Source organism: Desulfocurvus sp. (assembly GCF_023230885.1).
GTDB lineage: Bacteria > Desulfobacterota > Desulfovibrionia > Desulfovibrionales > Desulfovibrionaceae > Desulfocurvus.
In genome coordinates this window covers 23,894-46,164 of sequence record NZ_JALNWM010000001.1, presented here as the reverse complement: position 1 = coordinate 46,164, position 22,271 = coordinate 23,894, and the positions used below count along the sequence as shown (strand labels likewise).

Below are 22,271 nucleotides of genomic sequence, written 5' to 3'. Positions count from 1 at the left end.
GGCAGGGCGCCGCCCTGCACCCGCCAAGGGCCAATGGCCCTTGGATCCCGCAACAGGAAGGCAGCAAGCGGCCGCGCGGGCACGGCCGGGGCGGGCAAAGGGCGGCCGGAAAGCCACGCCACGCCCCGGCTCCGGCCCTTCGGACCAGCCGCCCTGAAATCGAAACAAAATGCCCCTCCCCCTCCTTGACCTTGTGCCATAAATAACGTAGCCCTTTTCTCAAGAGACTAAATGTCGACATTTATACAGTCGGCAAAACACAGGAGGCAGCATGTCCGCCAAGCAAGCCATCTGCACCCAGGGTGCCCCGGCCGCCATCGGCCCCTATTCCCAGGCCGTCGTCGCCGGGAATTTCCTCTTCGCCTCGGGCCAGCTCCCCATCGACCCCGACACGGGAACCCTGCTCGACGCAGGCATCGAGGACCGCGCCCGCCAAGTTTTCCGCAACCTGGACGCCGTTGCCCGGGCTGCCGGATGTTCCCTGGCCCATGCGGTGAAGACCACGGTCTTCCTCACCGATCTTGCTGATTTCAAGGCCGTCAACGCCGTCTACGCCGAGTTCTTCGGGCAGCCCCATCCCGCGCGCAGCGCCATCCAGGTCGCCGCCCTGCCCCTTGGCAGCAACATCGAAGTGGAAGCCATATTCACCCTCGGACGCTAGGGGATCCACCGGGGAATCCGCCGCCCGCCGAGCCGCAGCCCCCTCAGGCAGGCGGGCGGCCCCCCCGGCCTCCCTGCGCCCGGCCGACCCGCATCAACCTCGAACCAAGGAGTTGTCATGAACCTGGCCATCTTCCCCCGCCGCGGCTACCTGCAAGGCCCCACGCCCATCGAGGCGTGCCCGGCCTTCTCCAAGGCCCTGGGCGGCAAGGTCAACGTCTACATCAAGCGCGACGACCTGCTGCCGGGCTGCGCCGGGGGCAACAAGACCCGCAAGCTCGACTTCTGCATGGCCGACGCCCTCGAACAGGGCGCCGACACCATCATCACCTGCGGCGCCGTGCAGTCCAACCACTGCCGCCTGACCCTCTCCTGGTCCGTCAAGGAAGGGCTGGACTGCCACCTCGTCCTTGAGGAGCGCGTCAAGGGCAGCTACGACCCCGAATCCTCCGGCAACAACTTCCTCTTCCAGCTCATGGGCGTGAAGAGCATCACCGTGGTCCCCGGCGGCTCCAACATGCTGGGCGAGATGCAGGCCCTGGCCGACAAGCTGCGCGCCGAAGGCCGCAAGCCCTACATCATCCCCGGCGGCGCCTCCAACACCATCGGCGCAACGGGCTATGTGGCCTGCGCCCAGGAAACCCTGGAGCAGCTCTTCGAAATGGGCCTGCGCATCGACCACATGGTCGTGCCCAGCGGCAGCGCTGGCACCCACGCAGGCATCGTCGTCGGCATGGAAGGCTGCAACGCCAACATCCCCGTTTCGGGCATCAACGTGAGCCGCACCAAGGCCGACCAGGAAGCCCTGGTGCTCAAGCTCGCCCGGGCCACCGCCGAGCGCGTGGGCCTGCGGGGCGAACTGCGCGCCGAGGCCGTGACCTGCTTCGACGGCTACGTCGGCCCCGGCTACTCCATCCCCACCGACTCCATGGTCGAGGCCGTGAAGCTGCTGGCCCGCACCGAGGGCATCCTTCTCGACCCCGTGTATTCCGGCAAGGCCATGGCCGGGCTTGTGGACCTCGTGCGCAAGGAGTACTTCCCGGAGGGCTCGAACGTTCTGTTCCTGCACACCGGCGGTTCCCCGGCGCTGTACGCCTACCTGAAGTCCTTCAGATAGGCCGCAACGGGCGCCGCCTCCGCATGCGGCGCCCGCCACCCGAACATCATCGGAAGGAGTCTGCACCATGGAAAAGCGTCTGGAAATGCACGGCGGAATCCTCGGCGGCCTCGTCCCCCTGTTCGTTCTCGTCGGAGGCCTGGTCTGGCTCTCCGTGGCCGAGCGCGGTGGAACAAAGCCTTTCTGGGCCTGCGCCTGGATCGCCATCGTCGTGGGCCTGTTCTTCGCCAGGAACAAGGCCGAGTACTGCAAGGCCGCCATGCGCGGCATCGGTGACCGCACCGGCATCGTCATCGTCACCGCCTGGCTCTTCGCCGGCGTCTTCGGCAAGCTCATGGTCGCCGGAGGGCTGGTGGACGGCCTGCTGTGGATGGGCATGGTCACCGGCGCCCAGGAATCCGTCTTCACCGTCATGGTCTTCATCGCCGCCATGCTCTTCGCCCTGGGCACCGGCACCAGCACCGGCACATGCATCGCCCTGACCCCGGTGCTCTATCCCGCCGGATATTTCCTCGGGGCGGACCCGGCCATGCTCGGCCTGGCCATCCTCTCGGGCGCGGCCTTCGGCGACAACCTCGCCCCCGTGTCCGACACCACCATCGTCTCTGCCTTCACCCAGGGCGCGACCATGAAGGACGTGGTCCGCAGCCGCTTCCCCCTGGCTATCACGGCGGCGACCCTGGCGGCGGTGATCTTCCTGGTCTTCGGCGGCGGCGGCGAGCTGCGCCCCCTGCCGGAAATCCAGGCCCGCATGGACCCCACCGGCGCCTTCATGCTCCTGGCCCTGGTGGTGGTCGTGGTCTCGGCCCTCTCCGGGCGCCACATCATCGAATCGCTCATCTACGGTAACGTCGCGGCCGCCGTCGTCGGCATGCTCACCGGACACACCACCCTGGCCGCCATCTTCAGCATCCCCGAAAAGCGCGGCATCTCCACCGGCATCATCCAGGACGGCATCAACGGCGTCGTCGGCGCCATCATCTTCGCCATCCTCATCCTGGCCGTGACCCAGATCCTGGTGGAAAGCGGCATCATGAAGCGCATCCTGGCCGCCGCCGAGAAGGCCATCATCGGCACCGTGCGCCAGGCCGAGCTGTTCATCGTCGGCGTGACCATCCTGGCCTCCATCCCCATCTCGGCCAACGCACCGGCCGAGCTGCTGGTGGGCCCCTCGCTGGTGCGCCCCGTGGGCGAGAAGTTCGACCTCGCCCCCGCCCGCCGCGCCAACCTCATGGACTGCGCCGTGTGCACCGTGTTCTTCACCCTGCCCTGGCACATCGTGGTCGCCGCGTGGTACGCCGCCCTGGTCACCGCCTCCGAGGCATACGGCATCGCCGCGCCCCCCATCAGCGCCGCCCTGTACAACCCCTACTCCTGGACCCTGCTCGCCGTGCTGCTCTTCTCCGCCGTCACCGGCTGGAACCGCAAGTTCGGCGGCAACGACCAGGCCGTGGCCGAAGCCGAATAGCCCACAAGCAAAAACAACGAAGCAACGCAAAGGGGCCGGGAGTCATCCCGGCCCCTTTGCGCCGCTCCCGCTCCCGCCCCCGCCCCCGCGCACGGGCCGCGGGACCCCGGCGGCTCTTGACCAGCCTTCCCCGGGAATATATCAGCACGGGAAACTTCAACAGAGGGGCCTATGCAGGGCATCACCAAGCGGACCTACTGCGACCAGATCACGGAATACATCAAGGAACGCATCCTCGCGGGCGAATTCGCCCCGGGCGACAAGCTCAACGAGGTGCTCCTGGCCTCGCGCCTGTCCATCAGCCGCGCCCCCATCCGCGAGGCGTTGCAACTGCTGGTCCAGGAGGGGCTGGTGGTCTCCATACCCCAGCGCGGCAAGTTCATCGCCGCCCTGACCTCCCGGGAGATCCGCAACAGCTACTTCACCGGCGGCGTGCTCGAAGGCGCCGCCGCCGCCTCGACCATCCACCTCTTCAGCGACGACGACTTCACCCGCTTGCGCGCCCTGGTGGACGACATGGCCCGGACCGTGGCCGAGGGCGGCGACATGGACCGCCTGGCCGAGCTGGACACGGCCTTTCACGGCATCATCTTCTCGCGCACGGACAACGACCTGCTGGTGGAGCTGTCGCGCCGCTCCTGCCAGGGCTTGTCCAAGTTCCTGCTCTTCCGCCACTGGCGCACGGCCTTCACGCCCCGGGAGGTGCTCGAACGCCACAGCGCCGTGCTCGACGCCCTGCTCACCCGCGACCCCGCGCACATCGAACACGCCATCCGCGACCACTACAGGGAATCGGGCCGCCGCATGGCCCGCTGGGGCACGGACCAGGCAACCCCGCAGGCCGCCGCCCAGGGCTGACCAGGGCGCCCGGGGCGCCCGGGGCCGAAGCAAAAGCCGGTTCGCATCCGCGAACCGGCTTTTGCTTCGTGCGGGCGCAGGTCGGCCCTGCCCGCGGCCCGGGGCGGACCGCCGCCCGCCCCGCCCCTAGCCTTCGGTCTTGGTCGCCTCGCGGATGGCCTCGATGACGTTGTCCAGGGACGAGAGCCTGGTCAGCGCCAGGTAGAGGTGGTCCGAGTCGCGGACCTCGATGGTCAGGTGCAGGTCGCTGTTGCCGTCGACGTTGGAGACGAACGTGCCCGAGGCGATGTTCACGTCCAGCTTGTCCAGGGTCGCGGCGATGCGCGCGAGCATCCCGCGCTCGTTGCGGCAGACCACGCGGACCTTGGCCGGGAAGGGCTGCTCCTGCTGGCCCTCCCAGCTCACGGCCAGCAGCCGCTCGGGCTCCATAGCCTGCACGTTGGGGCAGTCGGTGGTGTGGACGGTCACCCCACGGCCCCGGCTGATGTAGCCGATGATGGCGTCGCCGGGCACGGGGTTGCAGCACTTGGAAAAGCGCACCAGCACATCGTCCACGCCCTTGATGCTGATCTTCTCGCCGGGGGCGGCCGGGCGCTCGGCGGGCCCGGACGCGGACGCCGGGGCGCGGCGCCCGCCGTCCTCGGGGCGGCGCACGTCGCGGCGCTCGTCCTCGTCCAGGCGCGGGGCCAGCCGGTTGAGCACCTGGCGCGGGGTCAGCCGCGAGTAGCCCACCGAGACGAACAGCTCCTCCACGTCCTTGAAGGAGAAGAATTCCGCCACCGGGCCCAGCAGGCCCTCCTTCTGGGCCCGGGACACGTTGATGCCCATGCGCCGCCCTTCCTTCTCCAGCATCTCGTGGCCAAGGGCGATGGCCCGCTCGCGCTCCTCGGTGCGGATGAAGTGCTTGACGCGCGTGCGCGCCTTGGCGGTCTTGATGAATTTCAGCCAGTCACGGCTGGGGCGGCGGTTCTTGTCGGTGATGATCTCGATGGTGTCGCCGTTGCGCAGCTTGCGCGACAGGGGCACCAGCCGCCCGTTGATCTTGGCCCCGGCGCAGTGGTCGCCCACCTCGGAGTGGATGAGGTAGGCGAAGTCCACGGGCGTGGCGCCCTCGGGCAGTTCGCGCACGTCGCCGCGCGGGGTGAACACATACACCTCGTCCTTGAACAGGTCGAAGCGCAGCGACTTCATGAATTCCTTGGGGTCGGCCTCGTCCTTCTGCCAGTCCATGATCTGCCGCAGCCAGGAGTAGCGCTCCATGTCGCGGGTGGCGGTCTTCACCGAGCCCTTTTCCTTGTAGCTCCAGTGGGCCGCCACGCCCAGCTCGGCCAGCTTGTGCATCTCCTCGGTGCGGATCTGGATCTCGATGCGCTCGCCCTCGGGCCCGACCACCGTCGTATGCAACGACTGGTACATGTTGGCCTTGGGCATGGAAATATAGTCCTTGAAACGCCCGGGCACGGGCTTCCAGTCGGCGTGGACCAGCCCCAGCACGGCGTAGCAATCCTTGATGGTCGCCACCACCACGCGGAAGGCGATGAGGTCGTGGACCTCGTCCAGGGTCAGGCCCTGCTGCTCCATCTTGCGCCAGGTGCTGTAGACGTGCTTGACCCGGCCGGACACGTCGGCCTTGATGCCGTTGTCCTTGAGCTTGCGGGTGATGAGCTGCACCACGCGCTCGATGTAGTCGCGCCCGGTTTCGGCGTAGTGCGTCAGGCCCTTGGTGACCTGTTCGGACACGTCGGGGCGGATGTGCCTGAAGGCCAGGTCCTCCAGCTCGGTCTTGAGCAGGTGCAGCCCCAGGCGGTTGGCCAGGGGCGCGTAGATGTCCATGGTTTCCTGGGAGATGAGCTTGCGCTTGTGCGGCTTCTGGAAATCGAGGGTGCGCATGTTGTGCAGGCGGTCGCACAGCTTGACCAGGAGCACGCGGATGTCCTCGCTCATGGCCATGATCATCTTGCGCATGTTCTCGGCCTGGGCTTCCTCCTTGGAGTCGAAGGACATCTGCATCTGGCTGATCTTGGTCACGCCGTCGACGATGTCGGCCACGTCCTCGCCGAACTGCGAGTCGATCTCCTCCACCTCGGCCTTGGTGTCCTCCACCGTGTCGTGCAGCAGGCCGGCCGCGATGGTCGCGCCGTCCAGGCGCATCCCGGCCAGCTCGAAGGCCACGTCCAGCGGGTGGGAGAGATACGGCTCGCCCGACAGGCGCACCTGCCCGGCGTGGGCCGCGGCGGAGAACACATAAGCCTTCTGGATCAGCGCCCGGTCCGCCTCGGGCAGGTAGCTGCAACGGTCGAGGATATCCGTGATGCGGATCATGCGCGCCGCCCTATTGCCGCATGGTGGAGCGCTGAAGCGCCTTGGGGATCCACCACTGCTCGAAATTGTGGGAAATGCCCGCCGGGGCGGGCTCGATGCCCTGGATGCGCCCGGCCACCACGGGCAGGGCCAGGGGACAGTACAGGAAGGTGTAGGGCTGGTCCTCGTGCAGGATGCGCTGCACCTCGTCGTAGACCGCCTTGCGCTCGTCCTGGCCCAGCAGGTGGCGGCCCTTGTCCAGCAGGGCGTCCAGCTCGGGGTTCTTGTAGCCCACGAAGTTCAGCCCGCCGGGCACGGCCTTGGAGGAATGCCAGACGTTGTACAGGTCGGGGTCGATGATGATGTTCCAGCCCATGACCAGGGCCTCGAAGCGCCCGGTGTCGATGAACTCCTTGATGAAGGCCGACCACTCCACGGTGCGGATCTTCACGCGCACGCCCACGGCGCCCAGGTTGGCCTGGACGATGGTGGCGGCCTTGATGCGCGACTCGTTGCCCTGGTTGGTCATCAGGGTGAACTCGAAGGGCCGCCCGTCCTTGTCCAGGGTGCCGTCGCCGTCGCTGTCGGTCCAGCCGGCCTCGGCCAGCAGCGCCCGCGCGGCCTCGGGGTCGAAGGCGTAGTCGCGGATGGCCTCGTTGTAGACCCAGGTGCCGGGCTTGTAGGGGCCGACGGTCGGCTGGCCCAGGCCCAGCAGCACGCCCTTGACGATGGCCTGCTTGTCGATGGCGTGGGCGAAGGCGCGGCGCACGCGCACGTCGGCGAACATGGGGTTGGCCAGGTTGTAGCCCACATAGGTATAGCCGAAGGACAGGTACTCGTACTTGCGGAAATCCGCGTCCCAGTCCGGCCCGGTGGTCTGGAAACGGTACTGCTGCGGGGTCAGGTCCATGAGGTCCAGGTTGCGGGCCTTGAGCTCCATGAACATGGTCGCCTGGTCGGGGATGATGCGGTAGATCACGCGGTCGAAATGCGGGCGGCCCTCGAAGTAGTCGGGGTTGGCCGTAAGCACCAGGCGGCTGCCCGGAATCCACTCCGCCAGCCGGTAGGGCCCGGCCCCCACGGGGGCGCGCGCGAAGGGGGTGTCCAGAAGGTTCTGGCCCTCAAGCACATGCCTGGGCAGGATGCTCAGCATCCACGAGGTCAGGGCCCGGGCCAGGGGCTTGTCGTAGCGCACCTCGAAGGTGTAGCGGCCCGTGACCTTGAACTCCTTGACAAGCTTGTAGTTCTCCGCATAGGCCGTGGGAACGTCGGGGTCGATGTACAGCTTGTAGGTGAACTCCACGTCCTCGGCGGTCAGCTCCCGGCCATCGTTCCACAGGATGCCGGGGCGCAGCTCGAAGCGCAGCAGCCGCCCCCCGTCCAGCACCTCGTAGGACTTGGCCGCCCGGGGCTCGATCTCCAGGTTCTTGTTGTACCTGAGCAGCGAAACGTAAAGCAGGCTGGAGACCTCGAAGGAGGCCGAATCCGACGCCAGGGGGGGGATGAGGTTCGAGGGCTCGCCGATGGTGGCGGTGACGTAGGTTCCGCCGTCCTCGGGCGCGGCGGGGAGCGCCTCTGCCCCCCGGGGCGTGGCGCCGGACTGCCCGCCGCCCCCGGGGCCGGAATCGCAGGCGCCCACAAGCAGGCACGACACGAGGAAAAAGCAAATAAATAAACGAGTGTGAGGCATGGGATTTCCGGCCTTGCCTTTATTGTGAAGTGTGATACATACATCCGCCCCCCGGCAGCAACCTGTTGCCGGGACCTGCGAGTATGGACCACGGCGCCTGAAAAGCCAAGGGGCTCTTGCCAAGCCCGCAAATTTTGGTACCAACCCGGGCAGGGGTGAAAACCCCGACCACGAATCAGAACAGCCCACCGGAAGCCCGACCGGGTGCGCACACGAGGCCAAGGTAAATGGACAGCGGAGAAGAGAAGGTCGTCGAGAGCCTTCTCCAGGAATTCATCAACTTCACCGTTCCCGAATACATCGTCGAGGGCGCTCACGCCATCCTCGCCGCGGGCGGGGTGCAGAAGCTTTCGCTCAACAAGCGCGAGGGCTACTGGGACGTGGAAGGCCAGATCGAGGGCGACGATTTCCAGGCATACAGCCCGGAACTCGGGCTGAACCTCGCAGCCGGGGCCGTGAACTTCTACTGCAACTGCCCGGACTCGTTCTCGGGGGTCTGCCGCCATGTGGCCGCCACGGCCCTCAAGCTCTACCAGACCTTCGAGGTCAAGGACGAGGGCGCGCCCGCCCGGCCCCACGCCGAATGGCGCCAGACCTTCCGCTCCTACTTCTCCACCGAGCCGGACCCCGAGGCGGGCAAGCACTATCTGCTCTACCGCTTCTACCCCGAGCACGGCAGGCTCCAGGTGGCCTTCTTCCGCGCCCGGCAGAACAAGTCCGGGCTGTCCAACGTGCAAAACGAGGTCACCCTCGCCCAGATCATAGAGAACCCCGACTGGTGCGAGATGGCGCCCATGCTGCCGACCCTGGCCCGCCAGATCGCCCATTACCTGGACTACGCCGGGCACCGGGTGGAGATCCCCTCGGGCCTGCACTCCTGGTTCTTCCGGGCCATCCGCAACGAGTACTACCTCTTCTGGCAGGACACCGAGCAGCCCGTGCGCATCGAGCTGAAGACCATGCGCCTGCAACTCTCGCCGGTCATCGGCGAGGAGGGCCTGGCCTTCGACGTGATGCTCTCGCGCGAGGGCAAAGTACCCTTCTCCATCCGCGGGCAGGAGGTCTTCCTCTACGGGCGCATGCCGCTTTGGGTCTGCCTGAAGCAGACCTTCTACCCGGTGCAGACGGGCCTCGAACCCGAGCTGATCAAGTCCATGGTCGAGTCGCCGCCGGTGATCCCCCAGGAGGACATCTCCGAGTTCCTGGACCGGGTCTGGACGCGCCTGCCCGCCTCGGACCTGCACGGGCAGGACGAATTCATCGAGCGCATGAAGCCCATCTTCGTGCCCGCGACCTACAGCCCCAAGCTGTACCTCGACGAGGAGGGCAGCCTGCTGACCCTGCGCGTCCAGAACATCTACGACACCGAGCACGGCGAGGCGTCCCTGCCAGGGCCCAACCCCGACCTGCAGACCGGCAGCTACCAGTACGGCGGCAAGTCGTACCTGCTGCTGCGCGATCAGGCCGCCGAGGGCGAGCTGACCCAGATGCTCGTGGACATGCACTTCCAGCCGCGCAACAACGAAAACTGGTTCCTGGAGCCCGAGGAGGCCATCACCTTCCTGCTGGACGCCTACCCGACCCTGGTGGCCAAGTACCGCGTGTTCGGCGAGAAGAACCTCTCGCGCTACAAGGTGCGCCTGACCTCGCCCACCATCGTCGCCGAAGTCCAGACCGAGGAGGAGCAGAAGTGGTTCAACCTCGAGCTGGCCGTGGACTACGACGGCCAGCGCGTGGACATGGACACCATCTGGGCGGCCTGGACCAGCGGCAAGCGCTATGTGCAGCTCAAGGACGGCACCTACACGAGCCTGCCCGAATCGTGGCTCGAAAAGCTCGGCCACAAACTGCGGGCAATGGGCCTGGACCCCGCCAAGCCGCCCAAGAAGGAGTTCCAGCAGTTCGAGGCCCCGGTGCTGGACAAGATCCTGGAAGACCTGCCCGAGGCCCGGGTGGACGGCTTCTGGGAGGAGCTGCGCACCAAGATCCACCACTTCACGGCCATCCGCCAGATCGACACGCCCAAGGGCCTGAACGCGAGCCTGCGGCCCTACCAGGCCCAGGGCCTGTCGTTCCTGAACTTCCTGCGCGAATACGGCTTCGGCGGCATCCTGGCCGACGAGATGGGCCTTGGCAAAACCATCCAGACCCTGTCGTTCATCCAGTCCATGGTCGAACGCAAGATGGAGGGCCCGAACCTCATCGTCGTGCCCACCTCGGTGCTGCCCAACTGGGAGCGCGAGGCCGAAAAGTTCGTACCCGAACTCACGCGGCTGACCATCTACGGCTCGCGGCGCGACAACCTCTTCCACCACATCGGCGAATCGCACCTGGTGATGACCACCTACGCCCTGCTGCGCCGCGACCTGGAGGAGCTCCAGAAGTTCGAGTTCAACTCCATCATCCTGGACGAAGCCCAGAACATCAAGAACCCGAACACCATCACCGCGCGCAGCGTGCGCAAGCTCGAAGCCAGGCTGCGCGTGTGCCTCTCGGGCACGCCCATCGAGAACAATCTTTTCGAGCTGTGGAGCCTGTTCGAGTTCCTGATGCCCGGCTTCCTCGGCTCGCAGCACTCCTTCCAGCGCGGCATCGTCAAGCCCATCAAGGACGGCGACGAGGAGACCCTGGAGTTCCTGCGCACCCGGGTCAAGCCGTTCATCCTGCGCCGCACCAAGGGCCAGGTGGCCAAGGACCTGCCGCCCAAGATCGAGAACGTGCAGTACTGCGCCCTGGCCGACGAACAGCTGGAGCTCTACGCCAAGCTGGCGAAAAAGCTCAAGGAACAGGTCCTGGCCGACGTGGACGAAAAGGGCATGGCCAAGAGCCAGATGTCCATCCTCGACGCGCTGCTCAAGCTGCGCCAGATCTGCTGCCACCCGCGCCTGCTCAAGCTCGACATGCCCGGCGTGTCCACCAACCTGCCCTCGGGCAAGTTCGACGCCTTCAAGGACATGGTCACGGACATCATCGAAGAGGGCCACAAGGTCCTGGTCTTCTCGCAGTTCGTGCAGATGCTGCACATCATCCGCTCCTGGCTGCAGATCAGCGACATCCCCTTCACCTACCTCGACGGCGCGTCCAAGGATCGTTTCGAGCAGGTGGACCGCTTCAACCAGAGCCCGGACATCCCCATCTTCCTCATCTCGCTCAAGGCGGGCGGCACGGGCCTGAACCTGACCAGCGCCGACTATGTGATCCACTACGACCCGTGGTGGAACCCGGCCGTGGAATCCCAGGCCACGGACCGCACCCACCGCATCGGCCAGACGCGCCAGGTTTTCTCCTATAAGATGATCTGCCAGAACACGGTGGAGGAGAAGATCCTCCAGCTCCAGGACATGAAGCGCGGGGTGGCCGAGTCCATCATCCCCGGGCAGGATTCCTGGAAGTCCCTGACCCGCGACGACCTGGAGATGCTCTTCGAAGTCTAGGGGTCCGGACGGAAGCCGGAAACGCCGAACGGCCCGCCGCGCGATGCGCGGCGGGCCGTTTCGTCTGGGCGCGCCCGGGCGGGCCGCCCGGGGCCTAGCCCTCCCGGCGGCCCCACAGCAGCACCGCGCGGTAGCTCACGCGCACCCCGCCGGGCACGGCAAACAGCTCCGCGTAGCGCCGGGCGAAGGCCCGCCAGCGGGCCGGGGCGTGGGCGCGGGGGGCCGGGGTGGCCGTGGCGCCGGTGCGCCGCAGCCCGTCCAGGGCCGCGCGCACCGTGGGCGCGGTCTGCGCGGTTTCCAGCTCGCGCCAGTCAAAGCGCACTCCGGGCGTGCGGGCCAGGATGTCCGCATACTCCCGGCCCGGACGCAGGGGCAGGACGGAGCCGAAGCCCGTCTCGGTGCTGACGCGCGCCAGCTCGGCCAGGGTGCCCTCGACGAACAGCGCCAGGGCGAAGGCCCCGCCCGGGGCCAGAAGCTCCAGGTTGGCCGGGATGGATCGCCACGGGTCGCGATACCACTGCATGGTCGAGGAGCTGAGCAGCAGGTCGGCCCGGCCCGGACGCAAGGGCGCGGCCTCGCCGTCGGCCACCAGGGCAACCTCGCGCGGGCCGCGCAGCGCGAGCCGGGCCAGCATGCCCGGGGCGATGTCCAGGCCCACATAGCCGCTCCAGGCGCAGCGCGCCCGGGCCAGCCCCGTGAGCAGCCCGCCCCCGGCGCCGATCTCCACGGCCAGCCCGCAGGGCCCGGCGGGCAGCGCCGCCGCGCAGGCCCGGGCCACCTCGGCCTGGGCCAGGGCCGCGCCCTCGTAGCTTTCAGCCGCGCGGCTGAAACGCGCCGCAACCCGTTTCTTCATGCAGGATGCCCAGCAGGATGTCTTCGGGAACATGGTGCCCGGCGTCCACCAGGGAGCGCCAGGAGCCGGACAGCAGCCCGGCGACGTGGGCCGAGGCGTCCAGGGGCAGCACGCGGTCGCCCGCGCCGTGGACCACGCGCACCCGCGCGCCGTCCTCGCCCGCGGCCAGCAGGGCGCGCGAGGTCAGCAGGTAGTCCAGCCCCCGGGCCAGGGCCGGTCCGTGGTCCACGGGCGCCTCGGGCAGCTCCCCGCGCAGGCCGCAGGAGCGGTGGAAGGCGCGCACCGTGCGCCCGGGGCCCTGGGCGGCCACGGCCTGGCGCATGGTCAGCACCGGCTCGCGCGGGACGTAGTCGCAAAAAGCCACGAACGGCGCCACCAGGACGACCTTCTCGAAGCGCGGGAACAGCTCCGCCCGCAGGCGCAGGACCATATGCGCCCCCGTGGACCACGCCACCAGCACCCGCCCCCCGGCGCCCAGCCGCCTTGCGAGCTCCGGCTCGTCCGCATCCACGAAGGGCACGATGAAGTCCAGCACCCGGGACAGGCGCGGGAACAGCGGCGCGTATCCGGCCCAGCCGGAGACGAAGGCCCCCGGGTTCACGGCAGTGCCCCGCGCGAGCGGGCTACGGCCAGCTCCTCGAAGGCCGTGTGGACGCGCTCCATGTCGGCCTCGGTGAGGTCGGCCCGCAGGGATACGCGCAGGCGCGCCGTGCCCGCCGGCACCGAGGGCGGGCGGATGGCCGGAACCAGCACCCCGCGCTCCATGAGGAAGTCCCGCGCGGCCAGGGCCGCCTCGTTGCCGCCCAGGATCACGGGGATGATCTGGGTCACCGAGCGCCCGGTGGCGAAGTCCAGGGCCGCCAGGTGATGGCGCAGGTCCGCGGCGTAGTCGAGGAGCTTGCGGGCCTTGGCGCCCCCGGCGGCCACCAGCCGCAGGGCCGCCAGGCTGGCGGCAACCACCGTGGGCGGCAGGGCCGTGGAAAAGATGAACGGCCGCGCGAAATTGCGCAGCATGGCCACCACGTCCTCGCGCCCGGCCACATAGCCCCCGTGGGATCCCAGGGCCTTGGAGAAGGTGCCCATGTGCACGTCCACGGCGTCGGCAAGGCCCAGCTCGTGGGCCAGCCCGCGCCCCTCGCCCAGCACGCCCGTGGCGTGGGCCTCGTCCACCACCGTCAGGGCCCCGTGCTCCTGGGCCAGCTCCACGATATGCGCCAGGTCGGCCACGTCGCCGTCCATGCTGAACACGGTGTCGGTGACGATGATCTTGCGCGGGGCGTCGGCGTGGCGCTCCAGCAGCCCGGCCAGGTGGTCCATGTCGCCGTGGCGGTAGCGCACATGGGCCGCGCGGGCCAGGGCGACGCCGTCCACGATGCTGGCGTGGTTCAGGCGGTCGGAGAAGACCACGGTGTGACGGTCGGCAAAGACGGTCATGACGCACAGGTTGGCCACATAGCCCGACCCCAGGACCAGGGCCGCGCCCTGGCCCTTGAACTCCGCCGTCAGGCGCTCCAGCTCGTCGCAGGCCGCGAAGTTGCCCGTCACCAGCCGCGAGGCGCCGGAGGTGGTGCCCAGCTCCTGGGCGGCGCGCTCGGCGGCCGCGCGCAGCTCGCCGCGCCCGGCCAGCCCGAGATAGTTGTTGGAGGCCAGGTTCAGCAGGCGCCGCCCCTGCCACAGCAGGGTGCGGTCCGCCCCGCGGTCCACGGGGGGGATGGCGCGCCACTGGGAGCGGGCGCGGGCCTCGGCCAGCCGGGCGGCCATGTGGGCATTCCAGTCGAAGGTGCTCATAGGAGGTGTCCGCCTACCGGAAAACGCGGCGATGCGCAACGGCGCGGCGCGGGCTCAATCCGCCGCGCCGGGGCAGCTCCCGCAGTCGCCGCCGCCGGCGCAGGCCCCGCCCACGGCATGGCCGTCGAAGGAGGCAGGCTCCTCCTCGGGCTCCACATGGATGGTCACCAGGGTACCCGGCAGGCGGGAGACGATGGACAGCTCCACGGCGTCGCACAGGGTGTGGGCCCGGGCCACGCTCGTCGCCCCGGGCACCAGCAGATGGAAATCCACAAAACGGCGCGGGCCGGACTTGCGGGTGCGCAGGCCGTGGTACAGGGCGCCCTGCCCGGCCACGGCGCGGATGGCCTCGTGGATGGCGCGCATTTCGTCCTCGGGCAGGGCCTTGTCCATGAGCCCGCCCAGGGAGCGGCGCACCAGCCCCACGCCCGTGACCACGATATTGGCGGCCATGACCACGGCGATGATCGGGTCGAGCACGGCCCAGGAGGGCGGGGCCACCAGCAGCACCGCCAGCCCGGCCACCAGCCCCGCCGAGGTCCACACGTCGGTCATCAGATGCCTGGCGTCGGCCTCCAGGGTGATGCTGTCGTAGCGCCGCGCGGCTCGCAGCATGCCCCGGGCGGTGAACCAGTTCACCGCCGAGGCCGCCAGGGCCATGACCAGCCCCAGGCCCAGGCGGTCCAGGGGCTGGGGGTCCAGGAAGCGGCCCACGGCGGCCCAGACGATGCCCCCGGCGGCGACGATGATCAGCACGCCCTCGGCGCCGCTGGAAAAATACTCGGCCTTGCCGTGGCCGTAGGCATGGCCGTCGTCGGCGGGCTGCACGGCCACCAGCAGCGCCCACAGCGCCAGCATGCCCGCCGCCAGGTTCACCAGCGATTCGGTGGCGTCGGAAAGCAGGCCCACGGAGCCGGTGAGCGTCCAGGCCCCGAACTTCAGGCCCAGGGTCAGCACCGAGGCCGCGATGGAATAGTACGCATAGCGCACAGGGGAAGACATGAGGGCTCCCGGCCAGAGGTTGCGCGCGGCCGGACCGTGCGGCCCGGCGCATCAGGACGCCACTATAGACGCCTTGGGCCCCGGGTTCAAGGCGCACCGCCGGGCCGAACCCCACCGGGGCGCCCCCGCTGAAACACGACAGAGTTATTCACATGTTGAAACCAGTCCGCAACATCGTCACGAGATGCATCTTCGAGCATAATGCTTGCAAAAAGCAGATGTTGCATGTACGGAACAAGGGATTATCCGTTCGCGATACATCCTGCTTTTGTGGAAAAACCCACGCGGAACCGGCACAGGCAAAGCGCCGCGCCCTTCCGCGCACCTGTCCGGACGAGGCCGCCACATGATCCGATTCGCCGACATCCGCATGAAACCCAAGCTGGTCCTGCTGTTCCTGTTCACCGGCGCCCTGCCCCTGCTGGCCGTGGGCTGGATGGGCACCCGCCTGGCCTCCGAAGCCCTCATGGACCAGGCATTCAACCAGCTGCGCACCGTCCAGGACATCAAGACCGCCCAGATCGACGACTTCTTCCGCGAGCGCGAGGACACCCTGCGCATCCTGGCCGAAAGCGTCCAGACCCAGGAGGCCCTGCGCGAACTGGAGCGGCACAGGGACGGCACGGACGGCCTGCCCGAGCACGCCACGCAGGCGCGCGTCTTCAGCGCCGCACACAACCAGTACCGGCCCTATTTCACCCAATACGCGCGCACCTTCGGCTACCACGACGTGTTCCTGGTCTCCGCCGACGGGCAGATCCTGTTCTCCACCCGCTCGGGCGCCGCCCCGGGCACCCTGCTCACCGTGGGCCAGCTGGCGGACTCCAACCTGGCCGGGCTCTGGCGGACGGTAAGCCGCACCATGCGCCTGGGCTTCGCCGATTTCGAGCCCTTCGCCCTGGCCGAGGGCCTGGAGTCGGCCTTCCTGGGCCACCCGGTCTTCGCTCCGGGCGGCGCCCTGCTGGGCATGGTCGCCGTGCAGCTCTCCCCCGACTCCTTCGAGGCGCTCATGCGCACCCGCCAGGGCATGGGCGAACGCGGCGAGTCGTACCTCATCGCCCGCGACGCCGACCGGGGCACCTTCGAATTCCGCTCGTCCATGCAGACAATGGGCGACGGCGCCTACGTCATCGGCCTCTCCCTGTCGCCCACGGCCTACTGGCTCAAGGCCTTCGAAGCCGGGGCCGAGGGCGGTGCGGGGCGCTTCGCCGACAGCCTGGGCGCGCCCGTGCTGATCGCCTACACCCCCGTGCGGCGCCACGGGCTGGACTGGGCCCTGATCTCCAAGATGGACGAGGCCGAGGTCACCGCGCCCGCCACGACCCTGCTGGGGCGGCTGTCCCTGGCCGGGGCCGCGCTGCTGGCCGCCGTGGCCATCGGCTCGTTCCTGTTCACCCGCCGCCTGGTGCGGCCCATAGACCAGGACGTGGCCTTCGCCCAGGCCATCGCCGACGGCGACCTCTCGGCCCACCTCGACCTGGACCAGCGCGACGAACTGGGCGTGCTGGCCCGGACCCTGAACCGCATGGCCGGCAGCCTGCGCGACATCGACTGGCTGGCGCGCGGCAAGCAGGGCCTGGACGACGCCCTGCGCGGCGTCCACGCCCCCGAAGACATCGCCCGCCGCTTCATCACCTATTTCGCCTCGTTCTGCGAGGCCCAGGTGGGCGCCGTCTATGTGCGCCCCGAGGGCGCCGATTTCCTGGACCTCGTGGCGGGCTACGCCTTCTCGGACCGCCGGGGCAACTTCTCGCGCTTCGCCCTGGGCCAGGGGCTGGTGGGCCAGGTGGCCCTGGAGCGCCAGACCGTGGTCTTCTCCCAGCTCGACCCCGACCAGGCCCCGCCCATCAGCACCGGCCTGGACGAGCGCGTGCCCGCCCATGTGCTCGTCGCCCCCGTGACCCACGACGACGAGCTGCTCGGCGTGGTGCTGCTTGGTTCCGCGGCGCCCTTCTCGCCCCTGGCGCGCCGCCTGATGGCCGAAAGCCTGGACAACCTGGCCGTCCATTTCCTCACCGCCCGCTCCCACCAGGTCATCCAGGACCTCCTGCAACAGGCCCGGGGCCAGGCCCAGGCCCTGCGCGAACAGCAGGAACAGCTGGCCCGCGCCAACGCCGACCTGGAGGCCCAGACCTCGGCCCTGAAAACCTCCGAGGCCGAACTCCAGGCCCAGCAGGAGGAGCTGCGCGTCACCAACGAGGAGCTGGAGGAGCAGACCCGGGCCCTCAAGGCCTCGGAGGAAAAACTCCAGGCCCAGCAGGAGGAGTTGCGCGTCACCAACGAGGAGCTGGAGGAGCGCACCCGGGCCCTGGAAAAGCAAAGTTCCGCCCTGCGCCAGAAGAACATCGACCTGCTGCGCGCCCAGGACCTCATCGAGCAGAAGGCCCACGACCTGGAGGTCGCGAGCAAGTACAAGTCCGAATTCCTGGCCAACATGTCCCACGAGCTGCGCACCCCGCTGAACAGCATCCTCATCCTCTCGCAGCTCCTGGCCGACAATCCGGCGGGCAACCTGACGCCCAAGCAGGTGGAATCCGCCCGGGCCGTGAATTCCTCGGGCGCCGACCTGCTCTCGCTGATCAACGAGATCCTCGACCTGTCCAAGGTCGAGTCGGGCAAGGTGGAGGTGGTGCCCGAGGAGCTGCCCGTACGCCGCGTCACCGCCGACCTCGCGCGCATCTTCACCGAGATCGCCAGCGACAAGGGCGTGCCCTTCGTCGTCGACGTGGCCGAAGACGCCCCGCCCGTGCTGACCACCGACGCCCAGCGGCTGCAACAGGTCCTGCGCAACCTCATCTCCAACGCCTTCAAGTTCACCGACCAGGGCACGGTGACCCTGGCCATCTCGCGCCCGGGGCCGCAGGCCGACCTCTCGGCCAGCGGCCTGGACCCCGCCGCCGCCCTGGCCTTCGCCGTCACCGACACGGGCATCGGCATCCCCGAGGACAAGCAGGCCGTCATCTTCGAAGCCTTCCAGCAGGCCGACGGCACCACCAGCCGCAAATACGGCGGCACGGGCCTGGGGCTGTCCATCTCGCGCGAGCTGGCGCGGCTGCTGGGCGGCGAGCTGCAACTGGCGAGCACCCCCGGCCAGGGCTCGACCTTCACCCTGTTCCTGCCCGAGACCTACCGCGCCCCCGAGCCCGACCCCGAGCAGGACAAGGGCGCCTGGACATCCCGCTCGGCCCGCAAGGCGGCGGCCAGAAAGGCCCAGGCCAAGGCCCAGGACGCCGGGGACGCCCCGGCGCCCGAGGCGCCCCCGGCCCAGCCCCCGGCCCCGGCGCCCGAGGCGCCCCGGGCGGCGCCCCCCCGGGAACCCCGGGCCGACGAGCACCACCGGGAGGCGTCCGCCGAGCCCCAGGCCCCGCCCGCGCCCCTGGAATCCACGGACCAGATTCCCGACGACCGCAAGTCCATACGCAAGGGCGACCGGGCGCTGCTCATCGTGGAGGACGACCCCAACTTCGCGCGCATCCTCGTGGACATGGCCCACGACCGGGGCTTCAAGTGCCTGGTCGCCGGCGACGGCGAAACGGGCCTGCACTTCGCGGACTACTACCGGCCAAGCGCCGTGGTGCTGGACATCGGCCTGCCCGGCATCGACGGCTGGACGGTCATGGACCGCCTGAAGAGCAACCCCGAGCTGCGGCACATCCCGGTCCACTTCATGTCCGCCGCCGACGAGACCCTGGACGCCATGCGCATGGGCGCCGTGGGCTACCTGACCAAGCCGGTGACCCTGGAGGCCGTGAACAAGGCCCTGGCGCGCATCGAAGGCGTGCTGTCCAAGCCCGTCAAACGCCTGCTGGTGGTGGAGGACGACGCCCTGCAACGCGAGAGCATCCGCGAGCTGATCGGCAACGGCGACGTGGAGACCGTGACCGTGGAAACCGGCGAGGAAGCCTGCGAGATGCTGGAGACCGAGGCCTTCGACTGCATGATCCTCGACCTCGGGCTGAAGGACATGTCCGGCTTCGAGCTCCTGCGGCGCATCCGCAACGACGGGCTGGCGCGCAGGCTGCCCATCATCGTCTACACCGGGCGCGAGCTGAGCCGCGAGGAAGAGGAGGAGCTCTCGCGCCACGCCGAGAGCATCATCATCAAGGGCGCGCGCTCCCCCGAGCGCCTGCTGGACGAGACCACCCTGTTCCTGCACCGCGTGGAGGCCAACCTGCCTGCGGACAAGCAGCGCATGCTGCGCATGGTCCACGACAAGGAGGCCCTGCTGGCGGGCAAGAAGATCCTGCTGGTGGACGACGACATGCGCAACGTCTTCGCCCTGTCCAGCGCCCTGGAGGCCCACGGCATGGAGGTGGCCATCGCGCGCAACGGGCGCGAGGGCGTGGAGAAGCTCTCCGCCAACCCCGACACCGACCTCGTGCTCATGGACATCATGATGCCCGAGATGGACGGCTACGAGGCCATGCGCGCCATCCGCAAGCGCAAGCGCTTCCAGGCCCTGCCCATCATCGCCCTGACGGCCAAGGCCATGAAGGGCGACCGCAACAAATGCATCGAGGCCGGGGCCAGCGACTACATGGCCAAGCCCGTGGACACCGACAAGCTCTTCTCGCTGCTGCGGGTCTGGCTGTACCAATGAGAACCGACACCGAAGAACCGACCCCCGCGCCCGGCGCCCCCCCCGACAACGGGGCCGACGTGGTCGACATCGAGGTCGACTGCCTGCTGGAGGCGGTCTTCCGCCGCTGGGGCTACGATTTCCGCGACTACTCGCGGGCCCACGTCCGCCGCCGCCTGCTGCACCGCATGGACATGGCCGGCATGGGCAACGTGGCGGAGATGATGCACCGCGCGCTGACCGACCGCGAATTCTTCGGCTCCCTGCTGGCCGCGCTGTCCATCAACGTCACCGAGATGTTCCGCGACCCGCCCTTCTACCGCGCCCTGCGCGAGGAGATCGTGCCCCGCCTGCGCACATGGCCCTTCGTGAAGATCTGGCACGCGGGCTGCGCCACGGGCGAGGAGGTCTACTCCATGGCCATCGTGCTGCGCGAGGCAGGGCTGGAGGGCCGCGCGCGGATATACGCCACGGACTTCAACCCCGAGGCCCTGCGCCGCGCCAAGGACGGCATCTACCCCCTGGAGGCCATGCGCAACTACACGCGCAACTACCAGGCCGCCGGGGGCGAGGGCTCCTTCGCCGACCACTACACCGCGCGCTACGACAGCGCCCTGCTCGACCGCTCCCTGCGCGCCAACATCGTCTTTTCCGAGCACAACCTCGTCACCGACGGGGTTTTCGGCGAGATGCACCTCATCTTCTGCCGCAACGTGCTCATCTACTTCAACGCCCAGCTCCAGGCCCGGGTGCTGGACCTGTTCCACGACAGCCTGTGCCCGGGGGGGTTCCTGTGCCTGGGCACCAAGGAGAGCATGCAGTTCTCCGGGCACCCCCAGGCCTTCGAGCAGGTGCTGGCGGGGCAGAAGATCTTCCGGCGCAGGCTGGCGCCCGGCGCGGCGCGGGAGGACGAACCATGAGCCCCCGCCCGAGGGCCGTGGTCGTGGGGGCCTCGGCCGGCGGCATGGAGGCCCTGGCCCTGGTGCTCGGCGCCCTTGAGGCCGACTTCCCCCTGCCCGTGCTGGTGGTGCAGCACATAAGCCCCGCAGCGGCCACGGCCATTCCCGAGCTGCTGGACGAGCGCTGCCGCATCCGCGTCAAGGAGGCCGACGAGAAGGAGACCCCAAGGCCCGGAACGGCGTATCTCGCACCCCCCAACTACCACCTGCTGGTGGAACGGGACGCGACCCTGTCCCTGTCCACGGAGGGGCGGGTCTGCTTCGCGCGGCCCTCGGTGGACGTGCTTTTCGAAACGGCCGCGCTGGCCTTCGGCCCGGCCCTGGTCGGAGTGGTGCTCACGGGCGGCAACGAGGACGGCAGCAGGGGCCTGGCGGCCATAGCCCGCGCGGGCGGGCGGACCATCGTGCAGGCTCCCGCGACGGCAGTCGCTCCCGAAATGCCCCGGGCGGCCCTGGCGGCCACCCGGGCGGACCATGTCCTGCCCCCGGAGGACATCGGCCCCCTGCTTTCAAGGATGGCGCAAGACGATGACTGAACGCATCAAGATCCTCGCGGTGGACGACCGGCCCGAAAACCTCCTGGCCATCGAGGCCCTCTTCGACGGCCCCGAGGTCGAAGTGGTCAAGGCCACGTCGGGACAAGAGGCCCTGGGGCGCATGCTCGGGGAAGACTTCGCCCTGGTGCTGCTCGACGTGCAGATGCCCGAGATGGACGGCTTCGAGACGGCGCAGCTCATGCGCGGGCACAAGAACACCCGCGGTGTGCCCATCATCTTCGCCACGGCCATCAGCAAGGAGCGCAAGCACGTCTTCAAGGGCTACGACGCGGGCGCCGTGGACTACATGTTCAAGCCCCTGGACCCGGACATCCTGCGCAGCAAGGTGGACGTGTTCCTGCGGCTGTACCGCCAGCGCCGCGACCTGGAGGACAAGACCCGCGAACTGGACGCCAAGATCCAGGAGCTGGAGACGCTGCGCAGCCAGCTGGAGCGCTCCAACGCGCTGCTGGAGCGCCTGTCGTCCATCGACGGGCTCACCGGGATATACAACCGCCGCCGCTTCGACGAGGTGCTGGACATGGAATGGCGCCGCGCCCTGCGCCACCAGTTCCCCCTCTCGCTCATCTTCGTCGACCTGGACTGCTTCAAGAACTACAACGACCACTACGGGCACCTGGCGGGCGACGACTGCCTGCGCCACGCGGCCGAGGTCATGAGCGGCGTGCTCAAGCGCCCCTCGGACACCATCGCCCGCTACGGCGGCGAGGAGTTCGCGGCCATCCTGCCCGAAACCACCGCCCGGGACGCCGCCGCCCTGGCCGAGCAGATGCGCGCCAGCGTCCAGGGGCTGGACCTGGACCACGCCTGCTCCTTCGTCTCGCACTGCGTCACCGTGAGCATGGGCGTGGCCTGCATGATCCCGGAGCGCGGCATCCAGCCCTCGACCCTGGTGGCGGCGGCGGACACGGCCCTCTACGAAGCCAAGCAGACCGGGCGCAACCGCGTCATCGTCCACCCCGACGCGACCCTGTAGCCCGCCGCTTCCGGCCCGGGTCGCCGCTC

The 22,271-nt window shown here is 68.9% G+C and carries 15 protein-coding genes; 9 read left to right on the top strand and 6 right to left on the bottom strand.

Features of this window, described 5'->3' with window-relative positions:
• The first annotated feature begins 271 nt into the window (after nucleotides 1-271).
• From M0P34_RS00180 to M0P34_RS00165, 4 genes are all read left to right on the top strand, one after another.
• Entirely contained in the window at nucleotides 272-661 is a 390-nt protein-coding gene (locus M0P34_RS00180; RefSeq protein WP_291495074.1) for a RidA family protein, read from the top strand.
• 117 nt (nucleotides 662-778) lie between these two features.
• On the top strand, nucleotides 779-1,777 hold the full coding sequence (locus M0P34_RS00175; RefSeq protein ID WP_291495072.1) for a D-cysteine desulfhydrase: 999 nt from the start codon (nucleotides 779-781) through the stop codon (nucleotides 1,775-1,777).
• Between the two features lie 67 nt (nucleotides 1,778-1,844).
• Entirely contained in the window at nucleotides 1,845-3,245 is a 1,401-nt protein-coding gene (locus tag M0P34_RS00170; protein ID WP_291495070.1) for a Na+/H+ antiporter NhaC family protein, read from the top strand.
• 171 nt (nucleotides 3,246-3,416) lie between these two features.
• Nucleotides 3,417-4,103 (top strand): GntR family transcriptional regulator, encoded by a 687-nt coding sequence (locus M0P34_RS00165; protein ID WP_291495068.1) that lies wholly within the window; start codon nucleotides 3,417-3,419, stop codon nucleotides 4,101-4,103.
• Nucleotides 4,104-4,229: 126 nt separating this feature from the next.
• Here the strand turns inward: M0P34_RS00165 and M0P34_RS00160 are convergent, their stop codons facing one another.
• The gene (locus M0P34_RS00160) at nucleotides 4,230-6,425 is read right to left on the bottom strand and encodes a bifunctional (p)ppGpp synthetase/guanosine-3',5'-bis(diphosphate) 3'-pyrophosphohydrolase (protein WP_291495066.1); all 2,196 of its coding nucleotides are present in this window, start codon (nucleotides 6,423-6,425) and stop codon (nucleotides 4,230-4,232) included.
• A gap of 10 nt (nucleotides 6,426-6,435) precedes the next feature.
• Entirely contained in the window at nucleotides 6,436-8,094 is a 1,659-nt protein-coding gene (locus tag M0P34_RS00155) for a peptide-binding protein (protein WP_291495064.1), read from the bottom strand.
• 227 nt (nucleotides 8,095-8,321) lie between these two features.
• Here M0P34_RS00155 and M0P34_RS00150 point away from each other — a divergent pair, with 227 nt between their 5' ends.
• Entirely contained in the window at nucleotides 8,322-11,528 is a 3,207-nt protein-coding gene (locus M0P34_RS00150) for a DEAD/DEAH box helicase (protein WP_291495063.1), read from the top strand.
• A gap of 94 nt (nucleotides 11,529-11,622) precedes the next feature.
• On the opposite strand, the gene M0P34_RS00145 is transcribed toward M0P34_RS00150, so the two are convergent.
• Genes M0P34_RS00145 through M0P34_RS00130 form a run of 4 tightly spaced genes read right to left on the bottom strand, consistent with a single transcriptional unit; the run spans nucleotide 11,623 to nucleotide 15,171 of the window.
• Complete coding sequence (locus tag M0P34_RS00145) at nucleotides 11,623-12,381, bottom strand: methyltransferase domain-containing protein (RefSeq protein ID WP_291495061.1); 759 nt, start codon at nucleotides 12,379-12,381, stop codon at nucleotides 11,623-11,625.
• Complete coding sequence (locus tag M0P34_RS00140; protein WP_291495059.1) at nucleotides 12,341-12,982, bottom strand: alpha/beta hydrolase; 642 nt, start codon at nucleotides 12,980-12,982, stop codon at nucleotides 12,341-12,343. Before M0P34_RS00140 ends, M0P34_RS00145 begins: the two co-directional genes overlap by 41 nt.
• On the bottom strand, nucleotides 12,979-14,169 hold the full coding sequence (locus tag M0P34_RS00135; protein WP_291495057.1) for an 8-amino-7-oxononanoate synthase: 1,191 nt from the start codon (nucleotides 14,167-14,169) through the stop codon (nucleotides 12,979-12,981). The genes M0P34_RS00140 and M0P34_RS00135 overlap by 4 nt, the downstream gene beginning before the upstream one ends.
• 54 nt (nucleotides 14,170-14,223) lie before the next feature.
• Nucleotides 14,224-15,171 (bottom strand): cation diffusion facilitator family transporter, encoded by a 948-nt coding sequence (locus M0P34_RS00130; RefSeq protein ID WP_291495054.1) that lies wholly within the window; start codon nucleotides 15,169-15,171, stop codon nucleotides 14,224-14,226.
• A gap of 346 nt (nucleotides 15,172-15,517) precedes the next feature.
• Between M0P34_RS00130 and M0P34_RS00125 the strand changes: the two genes are divergently transcribed.
• Genes M0P34_RS00125 through M0P34_RS00110 form a run of 4 tightly spaced genes read left to right on the top strand, consistent with a single transcriptional unit; the run spans nucleotide 15,518 to nucleotide 22,242 of the window.
• On the top strand, nucleotides 15,518-19,771 hold the full coding sequence (locus M0P34_RS00125) for a response regulator (protein WP_291495052.1): 4,254 nt from the start codon (nucleotides 15,518-15,520) through the stop codon (nucleotides 19,769-19,771).
• On the top strand, nucleotides 19,768-20,670 hold the full coding sequence (locus tag M0P34_RS00120) for a protein-glutamate O-methyltransferase CheR (RefSeq protein WP_291495050.1): 903 nt from the start codon (nucleotides 19,768-19,770) through the stop codon (nucleotides 20,668-20,670). Before M0P34_RS00125 ends, M0P34_RS00120 begins: the two co-directional genes overlap by 4 nt.
• Nucleotides 20,667-21,245, top strand: coding sequence for a chemotaxis protein CheB (locus tag M0P34_RS00115; RefSeq protein ID WP_291495048.1), 579 nt, complete (start codon nucleotides 20,667-20,669; stop codon nucleotides 21,243-21,245). Before M0P34_RS00120 ends, M0P34_RS00115 begins: the two co-directional genes overlap by 4 nt.
• Nucleotides 21,238-22,242, top strand: a complete 1,005-nt coding sequence (locus tag M0P34_RS00110) for a diguanylate cyclase (RefSeq protein ID WP_291495046.1) — start codon at nucleotides 21,238-21,240, stop codon at nucleotides 22,240-22,242. Before M0P34_RS00115 ends, M0P34_RS00110 begins: the two co-directional genes overlap by 8 nt.
• The last annotated feature ends 29 nt before the right edge of the window (nucleotides 22,243-22,271 follow it).